The sequence below is a fragment of the Pseudomonas sp. NFACC41-3 genome (assembly GCF_900109505.1).
Classification (GTDB): Bacteria; Pseudomonadota; Gammaproteobacteria; order Pseudomonadales; family Pseudomonadaceae; genus Aquipseudomonas; species Aquipseudomonas chlororaphis.
In genome coordinates, this window is sequence record NZ_FOAE01000002.1 from 140096 (window position 1) to 159533 (window position 19438).

Genomic DNA, 19438 nt, shown 5'->3' on the forward strand with positions numbered 1-19438 from the left:
GAGGCTGCAAATCACACTTTAGAGGGATCAAGCCGTACCACCCGCTGGCTATAGTCCGCCCAAGGATTTTTAAGAACGGGGCAACCGCACAACATGGGGCGATGCAACTTTGAACGACTTCGGGGCTGACTGGGTTCCGCCCGTTCAGAGCGTTTTTAAAAGTGCTCACTGCCATAACAATAAAGCACATGGAGTAGCGTCGATGACATCAGTAAACCAGTTCTGGCGCCGGGCGAAACTGCCTCTGGCCGTCAGTCTCGCCTCTACGCTCGCCGGACCTGCCTTCGGCGTCAGTTTCAACATCGGTGAAATCGAAGGTCAGTTCGACTCTTCTCTATCGCTGGGTGCGAGCTGGTCTACCCAGAGCCCCAACAAGAATCTGATTGGTGTCAACAACGGCGGTCATGGCCTGTCCCAGACCTCCGACGATGGCCACGCTAACTTCAAAAGCGGCGAAACCTTTTCCAAGATCTTCAAGGGTATCCACGACCTTGAACTGAAATACGGCGATACCGGCGTCTTCGTCCGTGGCAAATACTGGTATGACTTCGAGCTCAAGGACGAAAGCCGCGAGTTCAAGGACATCAGCGACAGCAACCGTAAGGAAGGCGCCAAGTCCTCCGGCGGGCAGATCCTCGACGCCTTCATCTACCACAACTACTCGATCGCCGAGCAGCCGGGTTCCGTGCGCCTGGGCAAGCAAGTCGTGAGCTGGGGTGAAAGTACCTTCATCGGCGGCGGCATCAACTCGATCAACCCGATCGACGTATCGGCTTTCCGCCGTCCTGGCGCGGAGGTCAAGGAAGGCCTGATCCCGGTCAACATGTTCTACGTCTCCCAGAGCCTGACCGACAACCTCTCGGCCGAAGCCTTCTATCAGCTGGAATGGGACCAGACCGTCGTCGACAACTGCGGCACCTTCTTCTCCCAGCCGGACATCATCGCCGACGGTTGCACCGACAACCTGCGGGTGCTGAACAAGCGCTCGACCATACCGTCGATTGCCCTGGGGCCACTGGCCGCCGCGGGCGTCGACGTCAATCAGGAAGGCGTGCTGGTGCGTCGTGGACCGGACCGCGATGCACGGGACAGCGGGCAGTGGGGCGTGTCCTTCAAGTACATGTACGAGCCGCTCGACACCGAGTTCGGCGCGTACTTCATGAACTACCACAGCCGTGCGCCGATCTTCAGCGCCACCGGTGCTCCGCAGTCGGTCTTCGACCGTGTCGCGGCCTTGCCTCCAGCGTTCCGCGCCCTGGGCCCACTGGTGGTGGCGGGCAGCTCCGAGTACTTCGTCGAGTACCCTGAGGACATCCGTCTCTACGGCCTGAGCTTCTCCACCACCTTGCCTACCGGTACCGCATGGAGCGGTGAGATCAGCTATCGCCCGAACGCTCCGGTGCAGCTGAACTCCACCGATATCCTGTTCGCCGGTGTTCGCCCCCTGGGTGGCACCCTGGCCAATGCCTCGCTGCTCGACGGCTCCCCGGGTCAGGACCTGCACGGTTATCGCCGTAAAGAAATCACCCAGCTCCAGACCACCTTCACCCACTTCTTCGATCAGGTCATGGGCGCGAGCCGCCTGACCCTGGTTGGTGAAGTCGGCCTGACCTACGTGGGCGGCCTGGAAAGCACCTCCAAGGTTCGTTATGGCCGCGATCCGGTCTATGGCCCGGGCGAACTGCCTGCCACCGGTAGCCTGGACACCTGCTCGCAGATCCTCAACACCAGCACCATCAACGGCGCGGGTCCAGGAACGGCAACCAACAATCGCAGCCGCAACTGCAACGACGACGGCTTCACCACCTCGACTTCCTGGGGTTATCGCGGTCGTGCCATCTGGGAATACAACGACGTGTTCGCCGGTGTGAACCTCAAGCCGAACGTGGCCTGGTCCCATGACGTCAGCGGTTACTCGCCTGGCCCTGGCGGCAACTTCGAGGAAGGTCGCAAGGCCATCAGCCTGGGCGTGGATGCCGAGTACCAGAACACCTACACCGCGAGCCTGGCGTACACCAACTTCTTCGACGGCAAGTACACCACCGTGGATGACCGTGACTTCGTGGCCCTCAGTTTCGGCGTGAACTTCTAAGCACTGCATTTTCAGGAAGAACAAGAATATGAAAGTAACCAAGAGTCTGTTGCAGGTCGGTGTCCTCGGGCTGTCGCTGCTGGCGACCGGGGTCATGGCCGCGGTCTCGGCCGATGAAGCGGCCAAGCTGGGTACCTCCCTGACGCCGATGGGCGCGGAAATGGCCGGTAACTCAGCCGGCACCATTCCGGCCTGGAAAGCCTTGCCGACCAACGCCGGCAGTGTGGATGGCAAGGGTTTCCTGTCCAACCCGTACGCCAGCGAGCAGCCGCAGTTCACCATCACCGCGCAGAACGTCGAGCAGTACAAGGACAAGCTGGCGCCAGGGCAGTACGCGATGTTCAAGCGCTACCCGGAAACCTACAAGATGCCGGTCTATCCTTCCCACCGCGGCGCCACGGTGCCAGCCGATGTGTTCGCCGCGATCAAGGAAAACGCCACCAAGACCAACCTGGTCAGCGGCGGCAACGGCCTGGAGAACTTCAAGACCGCCATTCCGTTCCCGATTCCGAAAAGCGGCGTGGAAGTTATCTGGAACCACATCACCCGCTATCGCGGCGGCAGCGTGACCCGCCTGGTGACCCAGGCGACGCCACAGGCCAACGGCTCGTTCAGCCTGGTGTACTTCCAGGACCAGTTCGTGTTCCGCGACAAGATGAAGGACTACGATCCGGCGAACCCGGGCAACATCCTGTTCTACTTCAAGCAGAAAGTGACCGCGCCGGCGCGTCTGGCCGGTGGTGTGCTGCTGGTGCACGAAACCCTCGACCAGGTGAAGGAGCCACGTTCGGCGTGGGTCTACAACGCTGGCCAGCGTCGTGTGCGTCGCGCCCCGCAAGTGTCGTATGACGGTCCGGGTACCGCCGCCGACGGCCTGCGTACCTCCGACAACCTCGACATGTACAACGGCGCGCCGGACCGCTACGACTGGAAGCTGGAAGGCAAGAAGGAGATGTACATCGCCTCCAACAGCTACAAGCTCGACTCGCCGCAGCTGAAGTACGCCGAGATCATCAAGGCCGGCCACATCAACCAGGACCTGGCTCGCTACGAGCTGCGCCGTGTCTGGCACGTGGTCGCGACCCTGAAGGAAGGTCAGCGCCATATCTACGCCAAGCGTGACTTCTACATCGATGAAGACACCTGGCAGGCCGCGGTGATCGACCACTACGACGGTCGTGGTCAACTGTGGCGCGTGGCCGAGGCGCATGCCGAGAACTACTACGACAAGCAAGTGCCGTGGTACGCCCTGGAAACCCTCTACGACCTGCAGTCCGGCCGTTACCTGGCACTGGGCATGAAGAACGAAGAGAAATCAGCCTACGACTTCGGCTTCACCGCCACCACCAGCGACTTCACTCCGGCGGCCCTGCGCCAGGATGGCGTTCGTTAACCCGCGGTAAATCGAGGCGCATCCTCGATCGACGCCCCGACTGGTTCGGGGCGTTTTTTATTGTCTGCGTTTTTCTACAAGGCGCGGGGTGGCCTCTGTAGGAGCGAGCTTGCTCGCGAAAAAAACTCCAGACAATGCCATCTCCCGGTAAAACCGCGCTGCCCTATCGCGAGCAAGCTCGCTCCTACAGGTATGCGGGGAGTGCTGACAAACCTGGTTGTATTCTTTTTCTATCCATCTGTAGCAAAAATCTTCAACAGGGGGCTTTTTACCGCTAGTCTGCCGACATCTGTATTGCCGACAACAGCACTTCAATAAGAGTTGGCCATGACTGATCTGTCCCGTATCCAGGGGCCTGCCGGTGCGGCCATTCCCGCGCCGGAAGGGCGCTTCTACCGACCTCCCTTGCCCGACGGCTACGTACTGCGGCCGCGTCTGTGCGAGCGCCTGAGCGCGGGCCTCAATGGCCGGCTGCTGTTGGTCAGCGCACCGGCCGGTTTTGGCAAGAGTTCGCTGGCGGTGGAGTTCTGCCAAAGCCTGCCGCCGCACTGGCGCAGCCTGTGGCTGGGGCTCAGTCGCCGGGACAGCGATCCGGGACGTTTTCTCGAGCGCCTGCTTGAGGGGCTGCAACAATATTTCGCCCAACTGGGCAACCAATCCCTCGGGCTGCTGAAGATGCGCCAGCGCCACCAGCCCTTCGCCTTCGAAGAGTGGCTGGACGGGCTGCTCGATGAGTTGGCGGCCCATCTTTCCAGTGCATCTCCCTTATTGCTGGTACTGGACGATTACCACCTGGCCCAGGGGCCGGTGCTCGATCGCTGCCTGCAGTTCTTCCTCAATCATTTGCCCGACGGCTTGCTGGTGCTGGTAACCAGCCGCCAGCGCCCGGACTGGCACCTGGCGCGTCTGCGCCTGTCGCGGCAGTTGCTGGAACTGCATGAGCAGGACCTGCGCCTGACCTACGACGAATCCCTGACCCTGCTCGACCGGCACAGCAGTTCGCTGCGCGGCGAGGCGCTGGAAAGCCTGATTCTGCGCAGCGAAGGCTGGGTGGCGGGGCTGCGTTTCTGGCTGTTGGCGGCCTCGGAGGCGGGCAGTGGCGCGACCTTGCCGCAGTCGCTGAATGGCGGCGAAGGCCTGATTCGCGATTATCTGCTGGAAGAGGTCATCGATTGCCTGCCTGCCGAAGTGCAGTCGTTCCTCTACGACACGGCGCCCCAGGAACGTTTCTGCAGCGACCTGTGCGATGCATTGCGCGAGTCCCACGACAGTGCCGAGATCCTGCGTTACCTGTTGGCCCACCAAGTATTCCTGGTGCCGCTGGACGAGCAGGGGCACTGGTACCGTTATCACCACCTGTTCTCCGACCTGCTGCGCACCCGGCCCACCGCCAACGCGATATTGCCGCCGGCCAGCCTGCACCTGCGGGCCTGTCGCTGGTTCAACGCCCAGGGGCTGCTGGACGAAGCGGTGGAGCAGGCGTTGCGCGCCGGGCACCTGGACGTGGCGGCGAACCTGGTACAGAACCTGTCCGAGGAACAACTGCTGGCCGAGCAGAACGTCGGCATGCTGCTGCGCTGGAAAATGGACTTGCCCGACAGCCTGCTGATCAGCACCCCGCGGCTGATCGTGCTGTACAGCTGGGCGCTGGGGCTGGCGTGCCAGCTGGACGCCGCCGAGGAGCTGGCCAGCCATTTGAGCCGCTTTCTGCCGGCCCCTTCGGCCACCGCGCAGAAATCCATGCTCGCGCAATGGCTGGCCTTGAGCGGGATCGTCGCCCGGGGGCGTGGGAATCGCGAGCTGACCCTGCTGTATTGCACCGAAGCCCTGGAAACCTTGCCGCAGAAGCGTTACGGGCAGCGGCTGGTGTGCCTGTCGACCCTCTCCAACCTGGCGATCGCCGATGGCGACCTGTGGCGTGCCCGGGGGCTCAACCGCGAGTCCCTGGAACTGGCGCAGCGGGTCGGCAACCCCTTGTTCGAGGCCCTGGCCCATTACGACCGGGCCCGGGTGCTGCAAGCCCGCGGTGAGATCTTGCGGGCGCTGGATGAAGTCCGCCAGGGCTTGCAGCGCTTGTATGGCCTGTCCGCGCAACGCCTGTACGCGGTGCGGGCGCGGCTGACGTTGTATGAGGGTTACCTGCTGGCGTTGCGCTGCCAGCCCGAGACCGGACTGGCGCGCCTGCGGGCGGGGCTGATCGAGGCGCGGGCCTGTCGCGATATCAGCGTGCTGATCGGCCATTGCGTGATCGCCAACCTGGAAGGTCACAACGGTGAGTTTGCCAAGGCCTTTGCCGAACTGGCCGAGGCCGAACGCCTGATGCACATCTGGGACGTACCGCCGATCTACTACCTGGCGATGATCACCCTGGTCAAATGCGAACTCTGGCTGGCCCAGGGCCGCACGGACCTGGCGCAGGCCTGGCTGGCTCGCCTGGGGCAGACCTACACCGGCGACCAGGCCGCCGCGGCACCGGAATTTCATCCACAACTGCCGCTGCATATCGAGTTGCAGCAAGCCTTGCTCGACAGCATCCAGGGCGAGCCGGCCCTGGCCGAGCAGCGCCTGGACAAACTGCTGGAGCATGGCCGGCAGACCGGGCGGCAGATGCTCAATGTGATGGCGTTGAACCAGAAGGTCGCGCTGTTGCTGGCCCAGGGGCGCGACCCCGAGGCCCGGCAGGCCTTTGCCCAGGCGCTGGAGGCTGCCGTGGGCGGGGCATTGCAACCGTTCGAATGGGCGGTGCGGGCGCATCCGGCCTGGGTTCGCGAGCAACTTCAGCAGGGGGCGGCGACACCATTGCGCCAGACCTTGCTCGAACGCCTGCCGGTCGCCGTGGCACGTGATTCCCTGGAGCAGCATCACGGCGAAGCCCTCAGCTCCCGCGAGCTGGCGGTGCTGCAACTGATCGCCCAGGGCTGTTCCAACCAGGAAATCAGCGATCAGTTGTTTATCTCGCTGCACACCGTGAAGACCCACGCCAGCCATATCAACAGCAAGCTGGGGGTGGAGCGTCGCACCCAGGCCGTGGCCCGGGCCCAGGAGTTGGGATTACTGGGCTGATTGAGCGGTCAGCTGATCTTGCTGGTATCGTCCTCGGCTCGCTCCTGGGGCGAAGCAGGGGGCTCTGCGGTGTTGAAGTCCAGGGTCACGGTGAAGCGCTGTTGTTCGGTGAGGACCTGGATGTGCCAGCCCAGCCTGGCGCACAGCTGGCGCATCAGCTCCAGGCCCAGGCCGTAGCCGAAGTCGCTGGATTCTTCCGCCTGGCTGGTATCACGGATACGGTTGACGATGCGCAGTTGCAGCTGTTCGAAGGTGATTTCGATGCTGCCTTCTTCAGCATATTGCAGGGCATTGCGCAGAAAATTACCAACCACGATTCGGCAGGCGGTCAGGGGCAGGCGACAAGGCTCGTTGCTGATGTCGAGGATCAGTTCGATATCCCGCTTGCCGATCAGGTAGCGATGCTCCTGGATCAATTCGTTGAACAATTCGGCCATGTCGATGGCTTCTTCCGGCAAGGGTTCAACGCGCTCGCGGCTCATCCACAGTAGCGTCTCGGCAATGCGCTGCATGTTCAGCACCGAGCGTTCGATACGTTGCAGAGGCAGGGGCAGCGAACCGCCGGCCTGCAGGGTCAGCAGTTCCAGGTTGGCCTTGAGCACCGCCAGCGGCGTGCGTAACTCATGGCTGGTGTAGCGCAGCAGGCGCCCTTCGCGCTGGCTGGCGGCCTGCACCTGCTGCACGCTCTGGGCCAGGGAGTCGGCCAGGACATTGAACTCCTTGAAACGGAAATTCGGGCGTTGGCTGGACACCTTCTCCGGATCTTTCAGGGTGGTGGACCACTGGGCCAGCCGGCCGAGGGGGCGCACCAGCCACCAGACCAGCAGGGCGATGATGATCAGTGCCGGGATGAATACCGCCAGACTGATGACATTAATGCTGTTCAGTTCGTGATCGAGATAGGCATCGGACAACGGGGTCTCGACCTCGCCACCTTCTTCATGGTCGTGGTCGACATCGAACATGTAGAGGATTTTGCCGTCACCCAGGGGCTGGGCCAGGATCGCCTTGACTTCATCCTGTCCATCGGCGTCCAGTTCACCGAACACCTGCACGGCACCGAAGGACAGGGTTGGCGGCGTATCCAGCAACTGGCGAATTTTCGGCGGCAGCGCTTCCTTGCCAATAACGCTGCTGAAGAAGTAGTTCTGCGGCGGGGCAAGGCTTGGGTCTTTCTTGTAGTGCCTGACGAAATACAGGGCTTCTTCTTCCATCATGGCGCTGGCGGTATAGAGCAGGCCTCGGATGCTATAGCTCGATAGCAGCTGGCTGTAGATCAGCAGCACCACGGCGATCAACAGCAGGAAACTGCCGCTGATCACCCATTTCAGACTCAGCCCTTTACGCATGGGGTCCTCAGCTGCACACCGACGCCAGAAATAGTGTGGATCAGCGTTTGGCTGAAATCCTTGTCCACCGCCTTGCGCAAGCGGTGCATGTGTACCTTGAGGGTATTGCTGTCCGGCGGCTCGTCGCCCCAGACCGTCGCCTCGAGACGTTCGCGCCCCACCGGCTCGGGACTGGCACGCATCAGGCATTCCAGCAGGGTCCAGCAGGTGGGCGACAGGTGCAGTTCCTGTCCGGCGCGGCTGACCTTGCGGGTGGACAGATCCATGGTCAGGTCGGCCACCTGTAGGCGGCTGGCCTGGCCGCTGCGCCGCAGGCTCAGGGCGCGGATCCTGGCCACCAGTTCGGCCAGTTCGAAGGGCTTGACCAGGTAATCGTCGGCGCCCATGGCAAAGCTGGCGAGCTTGTCCGGCAGGGCATCCAGCGAGGTGAGCATCAGGATCGGTGTCTGTTTGCCCTGTTCGCGCAGCTGTTTGCACAGCTGTTGGCCGTCCAGGCGCGGCAGCATGATGTCCAGCAGGATCACATCATAGTGTTGGCTCAGCGCCAGGTTCAGGCCGGTCTGGCCATTACTGGCGTGATCGCAGACGATCCCGGTGATTTCCAGGTATTCGATAACGGTGTTGGCCAGGTCGAGGTTGTCCTCGACCAGCAGCAGGTGGATATGCACGGGAACGTCCCCTTGGACCTGTGTCGCTCAGTGGCCCAGAGGATAACGGAGCCGGCGCGTTTTTTACCGATGTTTACCTGGCGTTAACCTGTCGGACTCTAGGGTGGCGGCTTTTACACCAAGAGAGCGCCACCATGAACCTGTCTCCTGTCGCCAAAGGCATTCTGCTGGTCTTGATTGTCATCGGCCTGATGGCCTGTGCCTTGTCGCCCGGCACGTCTGTGGCGCGCCTGGGCGGGGGTGGGCCGCTGTCAGGGTTCTTGACCGGGAATGGGGGCGGGCTGGCAGCAGGATCGGGCTCTATTGCCTATGCCTTCTGAAAAGACCTGCGCGGATTACACCGACCAGTTGGTGCTGTGCCTGTTGCTGATTCTTTGCGTGGCGCTTGCGCTGGGCACCTATATCGTCCGGCTCAATGCGCGTATCGATCAACAGCGTGAGCTGTCGCCGGTGCATCTGCTGGAGTGCGGCAACGGGCGCGGGGCTTTTATCGTCGATCCCCATGGCCGGCGCAGCAGCAGTGACAATTGTTATCTGATCGAAGAGGATGAGTAGCCGATGTAGCGGCCCCGGGAAAATCCGGCACTGAGTTCAAGCGCAAGAAACGTAGTTCTTGCGCTTGAATGTCGATCTACAGTGCAGGCGTACCGAGATGAAGGCCAGGTCCGGGCCTGATCTCCCTGGAAGATAAAGGAGGCTTGTCATGTCCTGCGTATTCAAATTGATCAACTCGCCTGTCGGTCAACTGACCCTGGTTGCCAGAGGCACGAAGCTCGCCGCGATTCTCTGGGAGAACGAACGCGAAAACCGGGTGCGTCTCGGCCCGTTGCAGCCTGCCGACGATCATCCGGTCTTGCTGGAAACCGAGCGCCAGCTCAAGGAGTACTTTGCCGGTAGCCGCGATCGCTTCGAGCTGGAACTGGACTTTGTCGGCACCGAGTTCCAGCGCAAGGTCTGGCAGGCGCTGCTGACCATTCCTTTCGGTGAAACCCGCAGCTATAGCCAGATTGCCGCGCAGGTGGGCAGTCCCAAGGCCGTGCGAGCAGTCGGTGCGGCCAATGGCCGGAACCCGATCTCGATCATCGCGCCTTGCCACCGGGTGATCGGCGCCTCGGGCAGCCTCACCGGTTTTGCCGGCGGCCTGCAGGCCAAGCAGTTTCTGCTGGCGTTGGAAGGCGAGGAAACCCTGCAGTTGGCGTTCTGACTGTGAATGATTGCCGCCCCGGGGGCGCGGGCGGCAGTTGTCGTTGTCTGCATTACGCGGCAAAGCAGTGGCTGCAAGCTGTGCGAGAATGGCCTATCGATTTCTTCAGGAACATCCCATGGAAGCCGCCAAGCCTGCTCTTATTCGCGAAACCTTCCCCGTCGGTCCCTTGCAGTGCAACTGCACGATCATCGGCGACCCTGTTACAAAGAAGGCCATAGTCGTCGACCCGGGCGGCAATCCCGACCTGATCATGGCGCGGCTCGACGCGCTGGGGCTGAAGGTGGTGAGCATCATTCATACCCATGCCCACCTGGATCACTTCCTGGCCTCCGGACAGATGAAGGAGAAAACCGGCGCGACCCTGCACCTGCACAAGGAGGATCAGTTCCTCTGGGACAACCTGGAGATGCAGTGCAGCATGTTTGGTGTGCCTTACACGCCGGTACCAGCACCGGATCGCTGGTTGGCGGATGACGAAGAGCTGGCCTGCGGTTGCGGCGTGGCCCTGCATACGCCGGGACATACCCCAGGTTCCATGAGCTTCTGGTTCGCAGAGGCTAAGCTGCTGATTGCCGGCGACACGTTGTTCAAGCGCGGGGTAGGGCGCACGGATCTGTGGGGGGGCGACCAGGCCACCATCGTGCGTTCGATCAAGCAGCGTCTGTACACCCTCGACGAAGACGCGACTGTGGTGGCCGGGCATGGTCCGGACACCCGCCTGGGCGATGAAATGCGTGAAAATCCCTTTGTCAGGGCCTGACCTTTGCTGTCAAAAGTTTCACGGAATTTTTGTCATTGGCCGTGTTCAAACGCCTGCAAAGGTCTGTTGCCAACGTCCGCTGCATCACAGAATGAAAAAAGTAGGAGCTTCTCCATGTTCACCTCGCGTCGTTTGATCGTTGTTGCTACCGCTGTGGCCTTGTTGTCCGGCTGTGCTTCGCCTAACCCCTATGACAATCAGGGGCAGGCCGACGGCTCCACGGGCATGAGCAAAACTGCAAAATACGGTGGCCTGGGTGCCTTGGCCGGTGCGCTGGCCGGTGCCGCCATCGACCACAACAACCGTGGCAAGGGCGCGCTGATCGGCGCCGCGGTAGTCGGTGCTTCCGCCGCCGGCTACGGCTACTACGCCGACCAGCAGGAAAAGAAACTGCGTGCCAGCATGGCCAATACCGGGGTCGAAGTGCAGCGCCAGGGCGATCAGATCAAACTGATCATGCCGGGCAACATCACCTTCGCCACCGATTCGGCGAACATCGCCCCAAGCTTCTATCAACCGCTGAACAACCTGGCCAACTCCCTCAAGGAGTTCAACCAGAACCAGATCGAAATCGTCGGTTACACCGACAGCACCGGCAGCCGCCAGCACAACATGGACTTGTCCCAGCGTCGCGCCCAGAGCGTGGCGACCTACCTGACCTCGCAAGGTGTCAGCGGTGCCAACCTGTCGGCCCGTGGCGCTGGCCCGGATAACCCGATCGCCAGCAACGGCGACGTCAATGGCCGTGCGCAGAACCGTCGGGTGGAAGTGAACCTCAAGGCGATTCCTGGCCAGCAGTATGGTGGTCAGCAGCAACAGCCGGGTACGGTTCAGCAGTATCCGTAACTGATCGTTTGAATGAAGAAATGCCCGATCCTGTGATCGGGCATTTTTGTGTGTGGCCTTTGCCGACCTCTTCGCGGGCTTGCCTGCGAAGAGGTCGGCACAGTCGCTATCAAATCACCAGATACAAAAAAGCCCCCGGACAACCGAATGGTCCGGGGGCTTTTTATTGGACGCGAAGCCTGATTACTTCTTCAGACCATAATGCTCGTCGAGCATGCCAGGCGCGTTAGGCGTCTTTGGCGCGTAGTCCCGTGGCGGTTCCTGGTCGCGCGGTGGCGTCAGGCGTTCCCGTGGAGCCTGCACCGAGTCGGAGTGCAGCGCGGCCAGCAGGCGTTGGCGGGTCAACTCGTCCAGGGCCAGGCGGTTGGCGCCCTCGGCGAGGTGGTCCTGCACTTCCTGATAGCTTTGAGTGAGTTTTTTCACCAGGGTGGCGGTGCTGTTGAAGTGGGTGACCACTTCGTTCTGATAGCTGTCAAAACGTTCCTGAATATCATCCAGCTGACGTTGCGTGCGGTTAGGCGCGGCATTCGGCAGCAGGCGAGCGACCAGAAATCCAATGGCGACACCCGCGATCAGGGCAAGAGTCGGCAACAACCAAACTAAGAGCGAGTGTTCCACGAGTCCTTCCTCTATAAACGGCTTTGCTTTACGTTAACGGCTCGAACCTGCGCTGTATACCGCGATTCACTCGCAATAGATTGGCACAGACAATTTGCTAGACGAGTCGACCCGATTCGAGGTCACGGAGTTCCTTCCTTGCTTATGCGTGAAACCCCCGTAGTGATTGCCGGCCCGGTCGGTCAACTGGAAGCCCTGTATCTGGATGTCGCCGACGCCCGTGGCGTGGCGCTGATCTGCCATCCGAACCCGGTGCAGGGCGGCACCATGCTCAACAAGGTGGTCTCGACCCTGCAACGTACGGCGCGTGACGCCGGCCTGATCACCTTGCGTTTCAACTACCGTGGCGTCGGCGCCAGCGAAGGCAGCCACGACATGGGCAGCGGTGAAGTCGACGACGCGCAGGCGGCTGCCGAATGGCTGCGGGCCAGGCACCCGGACTTGCCGATGACCCTGCTCGGCTTCTCCTTCGGCGGCTTCGTCGCCGCCAGTCTCGGCGGACGCCTGGAAGCCCGCGGCGAGCCGCTCAAGCACCTGTTCATGGTTGCCGCCGCCGTGATGCGTTTGCGCGATAGTGACCTGCTGCCGCAGAACTGCCCGCTGACCCTGATCCAGCCGGAAACCGACGAAGTGGTCGACCCGCAGCTGGTCTACGACTGGTCCGACGCGCTTGAGCGCCCCCATGAGCTGCTGAAAGTGGCAGAATGCGGACACTTTTTTCATGGCAAGCTCACCGATCTCAAGGATCTGGTGCTGCCACGACTCTCGAATTGATTGCAGTCTGATAAGCGATTACCCATGACTACTCGTACGCGCATCCTCACCGGCATCACCACCACCGGCACGCCGCACCTGGGCAACTACGCCGGCGCCATCCGCCCGGCGATTCTCGCCAGCCGCGACAGCAATGCCGATTCGTTCTACTTCCTGGCCGACTATCACGCGCTGATCAAGTGCGATGACCCGCTGCGTATCCAGCGCTCGCGCCTGGAAATCGCCGCGACCTGGCTGGCCGGTGGCCTGGATGTGGAACGCGTGACTTTTTACCGCCAGTCGGACATCCCGGAAATCCCGGAACTGACCTGGTTGCTGACCTGCGTGGCGGCCAAGGGCCTGCTCAACCGTGCTCACGCCTACAAGGCTTCGGTGGATAAAAACGTCGAGACCGGCGAAGACCCGGATGCCGGCATCACCATGGGCCTGTACAGCTACCCGGTGCTGATGGCCGCGGACATCCTGATGTTCAACGCGCACAAGGTGCCGGTCGGTCGCGACCAGATCCAGCACGTGGAAATGGCCCGTGATATCGGCCAGCGCTTCAACCATCTGTTCGGTCAGGGCAAGGAATTCTTCACCATGCCCGAGGCGCTGATCGAGGAAAGCGTCGCCACCTTGCCGGGCCTCGATGGCCGCAAGATGTCCAAGAGCTACGACAACACCATCCCGTTGTTCAGCAGCGCCAAGGACATGAAGGACGCGATCTCGCGCATCGTCACCGACTCCCGCGCTCCTGGCGAAGCCAAGGACCCTGACAACGCTCACCTGTTCACCCTGTTCCAGGCTTTCGCGACGCCGGCCCAGGCCGACGAATTCCGCAGCGAGCTGCTGCAGGGCCTGGGTTGGGGCGAGGCGAAGAATCGTCTGTTCCAGCTGCTGGACAACCAGTTGGGCGAGGCGCGCGAGCGTTATCACCAGTTGATCGAGCGTCCTTCGGACCTGGAAGACATCCTCCAGGCCGGCGCCAAGAAAGCCCGCGCCGTGGCCACGCCATTCCTCAACGAGCTGCGCGAGGCCGTGGGCCTGCGTTCGTTCGTCAATCAGGTACAAGTGGCGGCGGCGACCAAGAAGAAAGCGGTCAAGGCCGCGCGCTTCGTCAGCTTCCGCGAAGACGACGGCAGCTTCCGCTTCCGTCTGCTGGCCGCCGATGGCGAGCAACTGTTGCTGTCGCGTAACTTCCCCGACGGCAAGACCGCAGGTGCGGTGACCAAGCAACTGCAATCCGGCCAGGCGCTGGATCTGCGCAGTGAAGCGCTGGGTTTCAGCGTCTGGTTGGAAGGCGAGTGCGTGGCCGACAGCCCGGCCTTTGCCGACGCGGCGGCCCGCGATGCGGCAATCGATGCGCTGCGCGTCGCCCTGACGCCTGTGCAGGACTAACCGCAATCTCCCGACCAAGGGCTGATTGCCATTCTCAAGGGCCGTCGCTACAGTGACGGCCCGTTTTTGTTGCCTTGCTAACGAATTATGACGCCCCTAGAACGATACCAAGCTGATCTGAAACGCCCGGAGTTCTTCCACGACGCCGCGCAGGAAACCGCCGTGCGTCATTTGCAGCGCCTGTACGACGATCTGATCGCCGCGTCGAACAACAAGCCGGGCCTGCTGGGCAAGCTGTTTGGCAAGAAAGACCAGGTGCCGGTCAAGGGCCTGTACTTCTGGGGCGGAGTAGGGCGTGGCAAGACGTATCTGGTCGATACCTTCTTTGAAGCCCTGCCGTTCAAGCAGAAGGTCCGTACTCACTTCCACCGCTTCATGAAGCGTGTGCACGAAGAGATGAAGACCCTGGGCGGCGAGAAGAACCCGCTGACCATCATCGCCAAGCGCTTCGCCGATGAGGCCCGGGTGATCTGCTTCGACGAGTTCTTCGTTTCCGACATCACCGACGCCATGATCCTCGGCACGCTGATGGAAGAGCTGTTCAAGAACGGCGTGACCCTGGTGGCGACCTCGAACATCGTGCCGGACGGCCTGTACAAGGACGGCCTGCAACGTGCGCGTTTCCTGCCGGCCATTGCCCTGATCAAGCAGCACACCGAGATCGTCAACGTCGACAGTGGCGTTGACTACCGCCTGCGTCACCTGGAACAGGCCGAGTTGTTCCATTTCCCGCTGGACGAAGCGGCCCACGAAAGCCTGCGCAAGAGCTTCCGCGCGCTGACGCCGGAATGCACCCAGGCGGTGGAAAACGATGTGCTGATCGTCGAGAACCGCGAAATCCGCGCCCTGCGTACCTGCGATGACGTGGCCTGGTTCGACTTCCGCGAACTGTGCGATGGCCCACGCAGCCAGAACGACTACATCGAACTGGGCAAGATCTTCCACGCCGTGCTGGTCAGCGGTGTCGAGCAGATGAGCGTCGCCACCGACGATATCGCCCGTCGCTTCATCAACATGGTCGACGAGTTCTACGACCGTAACGTCAAGCTGATCATTTCCGCTGAAGTCGAGCTCAAGGATCTGTACACCGGCGGTCGCCTGACCTTCGAGTTCCAGCGCACCCTCAGCCGTCTGCTGGAAATGCAGTCCCACGAGTTCCTCTCGCGGGCGCACAAGCCTTAACGGTTTCCAGATAAAAAGAAGGGCCTGCATTGCAGGCCCTTTTTCATTTACGCGGCTTGTTGGTGAAACTGCTGCCGGTACTGGTTCGGCGACAGCTCGGTGTGCTGGCGGAACAGGCGGGCGAAGAAGCTCGCATCGTCATAGCCGACCTCGTAGCTGATGGTCTTGATGCTCTTGCGCGTCCCCGAGAGCAGGCCCTTGGCGGTTTCGATGCGTAGGCGCTGCAGGTAATGCAGGGGTTTGTCGCCGGTGGCGGTCTGGAAGCGGCGCATGAAATTGCGAATGCTCATGCCATGTTCGCGGGCTACGTCCTCGAAGCGGAACTTGTCGGCGAAGTGCTCTTCGAGCCAGTGCTGGATCTGCAGGATGATCACGTCCTGGTGCAGCTTCTGGCCGCCAAAGCCGATACGCCCCGGGGAATAGCTGCGCTGCACTTCATAAAGGATGTCGCGGGCCACGGCCTGGGCCACGTTGGCGCCGCAGAAACGCTCGATCAGATAGATGTACAGGTCACAGGCCGAAGTGGTGCCGCCGGCGCAATACAGGTTGTCGGCGTCGGTCAGGTGCTTGTCCTGATTGAGTTGGACCTTGGGGAAGCGCTCGCTGAAGGCATTGAAGAAACGCCAGTAAGTGGTGGCTTCCTTGCCGTCGAGCAACCCGGCTTCGGCCAGCCAGAACACCCCGGTGGCCTCGCCGCAGAGCACGGCGCCGCGGGCGTGTTGCTGGCGCAGCCAGGGCAGGATCTGTGGATAACGTTGGCAGAGGGTTTCGAAATCGTCCCAGAACGCCGGGAGGATGATCACGTCGGTATCTTCCAGGCCGCCGTCCACCGGCATGATCACGTTGCTGAAACTGCATACCGGTTTGCCATCGGGGCTGACCAGGCGGGTTTCGAAGGCCGGGGTCAGGCCCTGGCCCAGCTGCTTGCCGTAGCGCAGGCTGGCCAGATGGAAGAAATCCTTGGCTTGCATGAGGGTGGAGGCGAAAACCCGGTCGATGGCCAGGATGCTGACGCGCCGCAAGGGCGTGGAGGTTTGGTTAGACATAATTCAATTGTTCTTATAGGGGAAAGTGGTCACCAGACGGCTGGATCGTCTTATTTTTTGTCGGATGTGTCCAGTGTCCTGTGTCGTACGCGTGGGCTTAGGCTCTGTGGGCCAATCCCGGCTAACAATAACGACAGGTGGCCCCATGATCCCCAGAACCTTGTTCAGCTCCGAGCACGAGCTCTTTCGTGACAGCGTACGTACCTTCCTGGAAAAGGAGGCCGTGCCGTTCCATGGGCAATGGGAAAAGCAGGGCTACATCGACCGCGCCTTGTGGAACAAGGCCGGTGAGGCGGGAATGCTCTGCTCCCATCTCCCCGAGGAGTACGGCGGACTGGGGGCTGACTTTCTCTATAGCGCGGTAGTGATCGAGGAGGTGGGGCGCCTTGGTCTGACTGGTATCGGCTTCTCCCTGCATTCCGATATCGTCGCGCCTTACATCCTGCATTACGGCAGCGAGGAGCTTAAGCACAAGTACCTGCCGAAACTGGTGTCCGGCGAGATGGTCACGGCCATCGCCATGACCGAGCCGGGCGCCGGCTCCGACCTGCAGGGGGTCAAGACCACTGCAGTGCTGGACGGTGATGACTATGTGATCAACGGCTCCAAGACCTTTATCACCAACGGCTATCTGGCCGATCTGGTGATTGTCGTGGCCAAGACCGATCCGAAGGCCGGCGCCAAGGGCACCAGCCTGTTCCTGGTGGAGGCGGATACGCCCGGTTTTTCCAAGGGCAAACGCCTGGAAAAGGTCGGCATGAAGGCCCAGGACACTTCCGAACTGTTCTTCCAGGACGTCCGCGTACCCAAGGAAAACCTGCTGGGGCAGGCCGGAATGGGCTTTGCCTATCTGATGCAGGAGCTGCCGCAGGAGCGTTTGACGGTGGCGGTAGGCGGTCTGGCGTCAGCCGAGGCGGCATTGCAGTGGACCCTGGAGTACACCCGCGAGCGCAAGGCTTTCGGCAAATCGATCGCCGACTTCCAGAACACCCGCTTCAAACTGGCGGAAATGGCCACCGAGATCCAGATCGGCCGGGTCTTCGTCGACCGCTGCCTGGAATTGCACCTGCAAGGCAAGCTCGATGTACCGACCGCCGCCATGGCCAAGTACTGGGGCACGGACCTGCAATGCAAGGTGCTCGACGAATGCGTGCAGTTGCACGGCGGTTACGGCTTCATGTGGGAGTACCCGGTGGCCCGGGCCTGGGCGGATGCGCGGGTGCAGCGGATCTATGCCGGGACCAACGAGATCATGAAGGAAATCATCGCGCGTTCCCTGTAGCGCGTTGTCTCCCGCGTAGAGGCGAGCTTGGCGGGCCAGCTCGCTTCTATGCGGGAGGGCAGGTTACGGCGCCGGGTTCGGGTGGTCCTTGTGGATTGCCTCGATGCCGGCCAGCACCTCATTCGACAGCTTCAGCTCAAGGCTGGCGATATTGCTGTCCAGTTGTTCGAGGGTGGTCGCACCAATAATGTTGCTAGTGACGAACGGTTGCTGGGTGACGAATGCCAGAGCCATTTGCGCCGGGTCCAGGCCGTGCTCGCGGGCCAGGGCGACATAGCGGCTGCAGGCCGCTTCCGATTGCGGGTTGAAGTAGCGGCTGAAGCGGCTGTACAGGCTCAGGCGGCCTTTGGCCGGGCGGGCGCCGCCTTCGTATTTGCCGGAGAGGAAGCCGAACGCCAGTGGCGAATAGGCCAGCAATCCACATTGTTCGCGAATGGCGATTTCCGCCAGGCCCACTTCAAAGCTGCGGTTGAGCAGGTTGTAGGGGTTCTGGATCGATACCGCCCGTGGCCAGCCGCGGCTCTCGGCGAGGGCCAGGAACTTCATGGTGCCCCAGGGCGTTTCGTTGGACAGGCCAATGTGGCGGATCTTGCCGGCCTTGACCTGCTCGTCCAGGGCTTCGAGGGTTTCCTCCAGCGGGGTGAAGTCTTCTTCCTTGTGCTTGTAGCCCAGTTGGCCGAAGAAGTTGGTGCTGCGCTCTGGCCAATGCAACTGGTAGAGGTCGATCCAGTCGGTCTGCAGGCGCTTGAGGCTGGCGTCCACGGCTTGGACTATGTGCTTGTGGTTGTGTTTGAGCTGGTTGTCGCGGATGTAGTCGATGGTGTTGCCGGGGCCGGCGATCTTGCTGGCGAGGATCCAGTCGGCGCGATCGCCGCGAGCCTTGAACCAGTTACCGATGTAGCGCTCGGTGGTGGCGTAGGTTTCGGCCTTTGGCGGCACCGGGTACATCTCGGCGGTGTCGATGAAATTGATCCCTGCAGCCTTGGCCCGTTCGATCTGGGCGAAGGCCTCGGACTCGCTGTTTTGCTCGCCCCAGGTCATGGTTCCCAGGCAGATTGCACTCACGTTCAGGTCGGTCCGGCCTAGCTGGCGATAGTCCATCGGGTGCTCCTTCGGCAAAACAATCATAAAAGCAGGTTGAATTTTTTTTCGCAATCTGCATAATTCCGCAGCTCTTTCTGCAGTGGAAGTGATGCGCCGCCTGCCGAAGAATCTTGCCGTATAACGGACGCGCTGACCCGAGCCCCCGATAGCGTCTGTATCCGGCTGCCTTTGACTTGTCAAAGTACGCACTATTCAGTAAGATCCGCCGTCTAATTTACAGGGCGGCCCCTGAGGCTATAAAGAATGAAAACTTTTACTGCTAAACCGGAAACAGTTAAGCGCGACTGGTTTGTCGTCGACGCTGCTGGTCAGACCCTGGGTCGTCTGGCCACCGAAATCGCGAGCCGTCTGCGTGGCAAGCACAAGCCTGAGTACACCCCTCACGTCGACACCGGTGACTACATCGTCGTGATCAACGCTGAGCAAGTACGTGTTACTGGCGCTAAAACCACTGACAAAATGTACTACTCCCACTCCGGTTTCCCGGGCGGCATCAAGTCGATCAACTTTGAAAAGCTGATCGCCAAGGCCCCTGAGCGCGTGATCGAGACCGCGGTAAAAGGCATGCTGCCTAAGAACCCGCTGGGTCGCGACATGTACCGTAAGCTGAAAGTCTATGCGGGCGCTGCACACCCTCATACTGCTCAGCAGCCCCAAGAACTGAAGATTTAACG

At 61.4% G+C, this 19438-nt stretch carries 18 protein-coding genes; 13 read left to right on the plus strand and 5 right to left on the minus strand.

Features of this window, described 5'->3' with window-relative positions; all coding sequences use genetic code 11:
• Window positions 1-202: 202 nt before the first annotated feature.
• The 3 genes from BMY68_RS09980 to BMY68_RS09990 all read left to right on the plus strand — a co-directional run bounded on the left by BMY68_RS09980 (window position 203) and on the right by BMY68_RS09990 (window position 6548).
• On the plus strand, window positions 203-2092 hold the full coding sequence (locus BMY68_RS09980; protein ID WP_009045534.1) for a DUF1302 domain-containing protein: 1890 nt from the start codon (window positions 203-205) through the stop codon (window positions 2090-2092).
• A gap of 28 nt (window positions 2093-2120) precedes the next feature.
• Complete coding sequence (locus BMY68_RS09985) at window positions 2121-3485, plus strand: DUF1329 domain-containing protein (RefSeq protein WP_007928419.1); 1365 nt, start codon at window positions 2121-2123, stop codon at window positions 3483-3485.
• A gap of 327 nt (window positions 3486-3812) precedes the next feature.
• Complete coding sequence (locus tag BMY68_RS09990; RefSeq protein ID WP_085532354.1) at window positions 3813-6548, plus strand: winged helix-turn-helix domain-containing protein; 2736 nt, start codon at window positions 3813-3815, stop codon at window positions 6546-6548.
• 8 nt (window positions 6549-6556) lie between these two features.
• Here the strand turns inward: BMY68_RS09990 and BMY68_RS09995 are convergent, their stop codons facing one another.
• Both BMY68_RS09995 and BMY68_RS10000 read right to left on the minus strand, forming a co-directional pair.
• Window positions 6557-7897 (minus strand): sensor histidine kinase, encoded by a 1341-nt coding sequence (locus BMY68_RS09995; protein WP_085532352.1) that lies wholly within the window; start codon window positions 7895-7897, stop codon window positions 6557-6559.
• A complete protein-coding gene (locus BMY68_RS10000) occupies window positions 7882-8565 on the minus strand; it encodes a response regulator transcription factor (RefSeq protein WP_085532350.1) in 684 nt (227 codons plus the stop codon). The genes BMY68_RS09995 and BMY68_RS10000 overlap by 16 nt, the downstream gene beginning before the upstream one ends.
• Window positions 8566-8699: 134 nt before the next feature.
• Between BMY68_RS10000 and BMY68_RS10005 the strand changes: the two genes are divergently transcribed.
• The 5 genes from BMY68_RS10005 (at window position 8700) to BMY68_RS10025 (ending at window position 11378) form a co-directional block, all read left to right on the plus strand.
• The gene (locus tag BMY68_RS10005) at window positions 8700-8885 is read left to right on the plus strand and encodes a hypothetical protein (RefSeq protein WP_037004992.1); all 186 of its coding nucleotides are present in this window, start codon (window positions 8700-8702) and stop codon (window positions 8883-8885) included.
• Complete coding sequence (locus BMY68_RS10010; protein ID WP_037004990.1) at window positions 8875-9120, plus strand: hypothetical protein; 246 nt, start codon at window positions 8875-8877, stop codon at window positions 9118-9120. The genes BMY68_RS10005 and BMY68_RS10010 overlap by 11 nt, the downstream gene beginning before the upstream one ends.
• A gap of 148 nt (window positions 9121-9268) precedes the next feature.
• Window positions 9269-9769 carry a methylated-DNA--[protein]-cysteine S-methyltransferase gene (locus BMY68_RS10015; RefSeq protein WP_009045529.1) on the plus strand — a complete coding sequence of 167 codons (501 nt, stop codon included), beginning with the start codon at window positions 9269-9271 and terminating at the stop codon, window positions 9767-9769.
• Window positions 9770-9887: 118 nt separating this feature from the next.
• The gene (locus tag BMY68_RS10020) at window positions 9888-10532 is read left to right on the plus strand and encodes an MBL fold metallo-hydrolase (RefSeq protein ID WP_009045528.1); all 645 of its coding nucleotides are present in this window, start codon (window positions 9888-9890) and stop codon (window positions 10530-10532) included.
• A 114-nt stretch (window positions 10533-10646) separates the two neighbouring features.
• Window positions 10647-11378, plus strand: coding sequence for a YiaD family glycine zipper/OmpA-like lipoprotein (locus tag BMY68_RS10025; protein WP_009045527.1), 732 nt, complete (start codon window positions 10647-10649; stop codon window positions 11376-11378).
• Window positions 11379-11561: 183 nt separating this feature from the next.
• Here BMY68_RS10025 and BMY68_RS10030 read toward each other — a convergent pair whose 3' ends face one another.
• Window positions 11562-11996, minus strand: coding sequence for a Z-ring associated ZapG family protein (locus BMY68_RS10030; protein ID WP_007928428.1), 435 nt, complete (start codon window positions 11994-11996; stop codon window positions 11562-11564).
• Window positions 11997-12140: 144 nt separating this feature from the next.
• Between BMY68_RS10030 and BMY68_RS10035 the strand changes: the two genes are divergently transcribed.
• The 3 genes from BMY68_RS10035 to zapE all read left to right on the plus strand — a co-directional run bounded on the left by BMY68_RS10035 (window position 12141) and on the right by zapE (window position 15332).
• On the plus strand, window positions 12141-12770 hold the full coding sequence (locus tag BMY68_RS10035; protein ID WP_037035259.1) for an alpha/beta hydrolase: 630 nt from the start codon (window positions 12141-12143) through the stop codon (window positions 12768-12770).
• 24 nt (window positions 12771-12794) lie between these two features.
• Window positions 12795-14150, plus strand: a complete 1356-nt coding sequence (locus BMY68_RS10040) for a tryptophan--tRNA ligase (protein WP_085532348.1) — start codon at window positions 12795-12797, stop codon at window positions 14148-14150.
• 87 nt (window positions 14151-14237) lie between these two features.
• On the plus strand, window positions 14238-15332 hold the full coding sequence (gene zapE / locus BMY68_RS10045) for a cell division protein ZapE (protein WP_007928431.1): 1095 nt from the start codon (window positions 14238-14240) through the stop codon (window positions 15330-15332).
• 47 nt (window positions 15333-15379) lie between these two features.
• Here zapE and BMY68_RS10050 read toward each other — a convergent pair whose 3' ends face one another.
• Complete coding sequence (locus tag BMY68_RS10050; protein WP_172963002.1) at window positions 15380-16279, minus strand: GlxA family transcriptional regulator; 900 nt, start codon at window positions 16277-16279, stop codon at window positions 15380-15382.
• Between the two features lie 226 nt (window positions 16280-16505).
• Between BMY68_RS10050 and BMY68_RS10055 the strand changes: the two genes are divergently transcribed.
• Window positions 16506-17660 (plus strand): acyl-CoA dehydrogenase family protein, encoded by a 1155-nt coding sequence (locus BMY68_RS10055; protein WP_175510588.1) that lies wholly within the window; start codon window positions 16506-16508, stop codon window positions 17658-17660.
• 63 nt (window positions 17661-17723) lie between these two features.
• On the opposite strand, the gene BMY68_RS10060 is transcribed toward BMY68_RS10055, so the two are convergent.
• Entirely contained in the window at window positions 17724-18761 is a 1038-nt protein-coding gene (locus BMY68_RS10060) for an NADP(H)-dependent aldo-keto reductase (RefSeq protein ID WP_085532346.1), read from the minus strand.
• Window positions 18762-19007: 246 nt separating this feature from the next.
• On the opposite strand from BMY68_RS10060, the gene rplM reads away from it, so the two are divergent.
• Window positions 19008-19436, plus strand: coding sequence for a 50S ribosomal protein L13 (gene rplM / locus BMY68_RS10065; protein ID WP_007928449.1), 429 nt, complete (start codon window positions 19008-19010; stop codon window positions 19434-19436).
• Window positions 19437-19438 lie beyond the last annotated feature (2 nt).

What these genes read in the sequence shown, in the direction of transcription:
- BMY68_RS09980 (WP_009045534.1), top strand. Translation starts at nt 203, where the DNA reads ATGACATCAGTAAACCAGTTCTGGCGCCGGGCGAAACTGCCTCTGGCC.
- BMY68_RS09985 (WP_007928419.1), top strand. Translation starts at nt 2,121, where the DNA reads ATGAAAGTAACCAAGAGTCTGTTGCAGGTCGGTGTCCTCGGGCTGTCG.
- BMY68_RS09990 (WP_085532354.1), top strand. Translation starts at nt 3,813, where the DNA reads ATGACTGATCTGTCCCGTATCCAGGGGCCTGCCGGTGCGGCCATTCCC.
- BMY68_RS09995 (WP_085532352.1), bottom strand. Translation starts at nt 7,897, where the DNA reads ATGCGTAAAGGGCTGAGTCTGAAATGGGTGATCAGCGGCAGTTTCCTG.
- BMY68_RS10005 (WP_037004992.1), top strand. Translation starts at nt 8,700, where the DNA reads ATGAACCTGTCTCCTGTCGCCAAAGGCATTCTGCTGGTCTTGATTGTC.
- BMY68_RS10010 (WP_037004990.1), top strand. Translation starts at nt 8,875, where the DNA reads ATGCCTTCTGAAAAGACCTGCGCGGATTACACCGACCAGTTGGTGCTG.
- BMY68_RS10015 (WP_009045529.1), top strand. Translation starts at nt 9,269, where the DNA reads ATGTCCTGCGTATTCAAATTGATCAACTCGCCTGTCGGTCAACTGACC.
- BMY68_RS10020 (WP_009045528.1), top strand. Translation starts at nt 9,888, where the DNA reads ATGGAAGCCGCCAAGCCTGCTCTTATTCGCGAAACCTTCCCCGTCGGT.
- BMY68_RS10025 (WP_009045527.1), top strand. Translation starts at nt 10,647, where the DNA reads ATGTTCACCTCGCGTCGTTTGATCGTTGTTGCTACCGCTGTGGCCTTG.
- BMY68_RS10035 (WP_037035259.1), top strand. Translation starts at nt 12,141, where the DNA reads ATGCGTGAAACCCCCGTAGTGATTGCCGGCCCGGTCGGTCAACTGGAA.
- BMY68_RS10040 (WP_085532348.1), top strand. Translation starts at nt 12,795, where the DNA reads ATGACTACTCGTACGCGCATCCTCACCGGCATCACCACCACCGGCACG.
- zapE (WP_007928431.1), top strand. Translation starts at nt 14,238, where the DNA reads ATGACGCCCCTAGAACGATACCAAGCTGATCTGAAACGCCCGGAGTTC.
- BMY68_RS10060 (WP_085532346.1), bottom strand. Translation starts at nt 18,761, where the DNA reads ATGGACTATCGCCAGCTAGGCCGGACCGACCTGAACGTGAGTGCAATC.
- rplM (WP_007928449.1), top strand. Translation starts at nt 19,008, where the DNA reads ATGAAAACTTTTACTGCTAAACCGGAAACAGTTAAGCGCGACTGGTTT.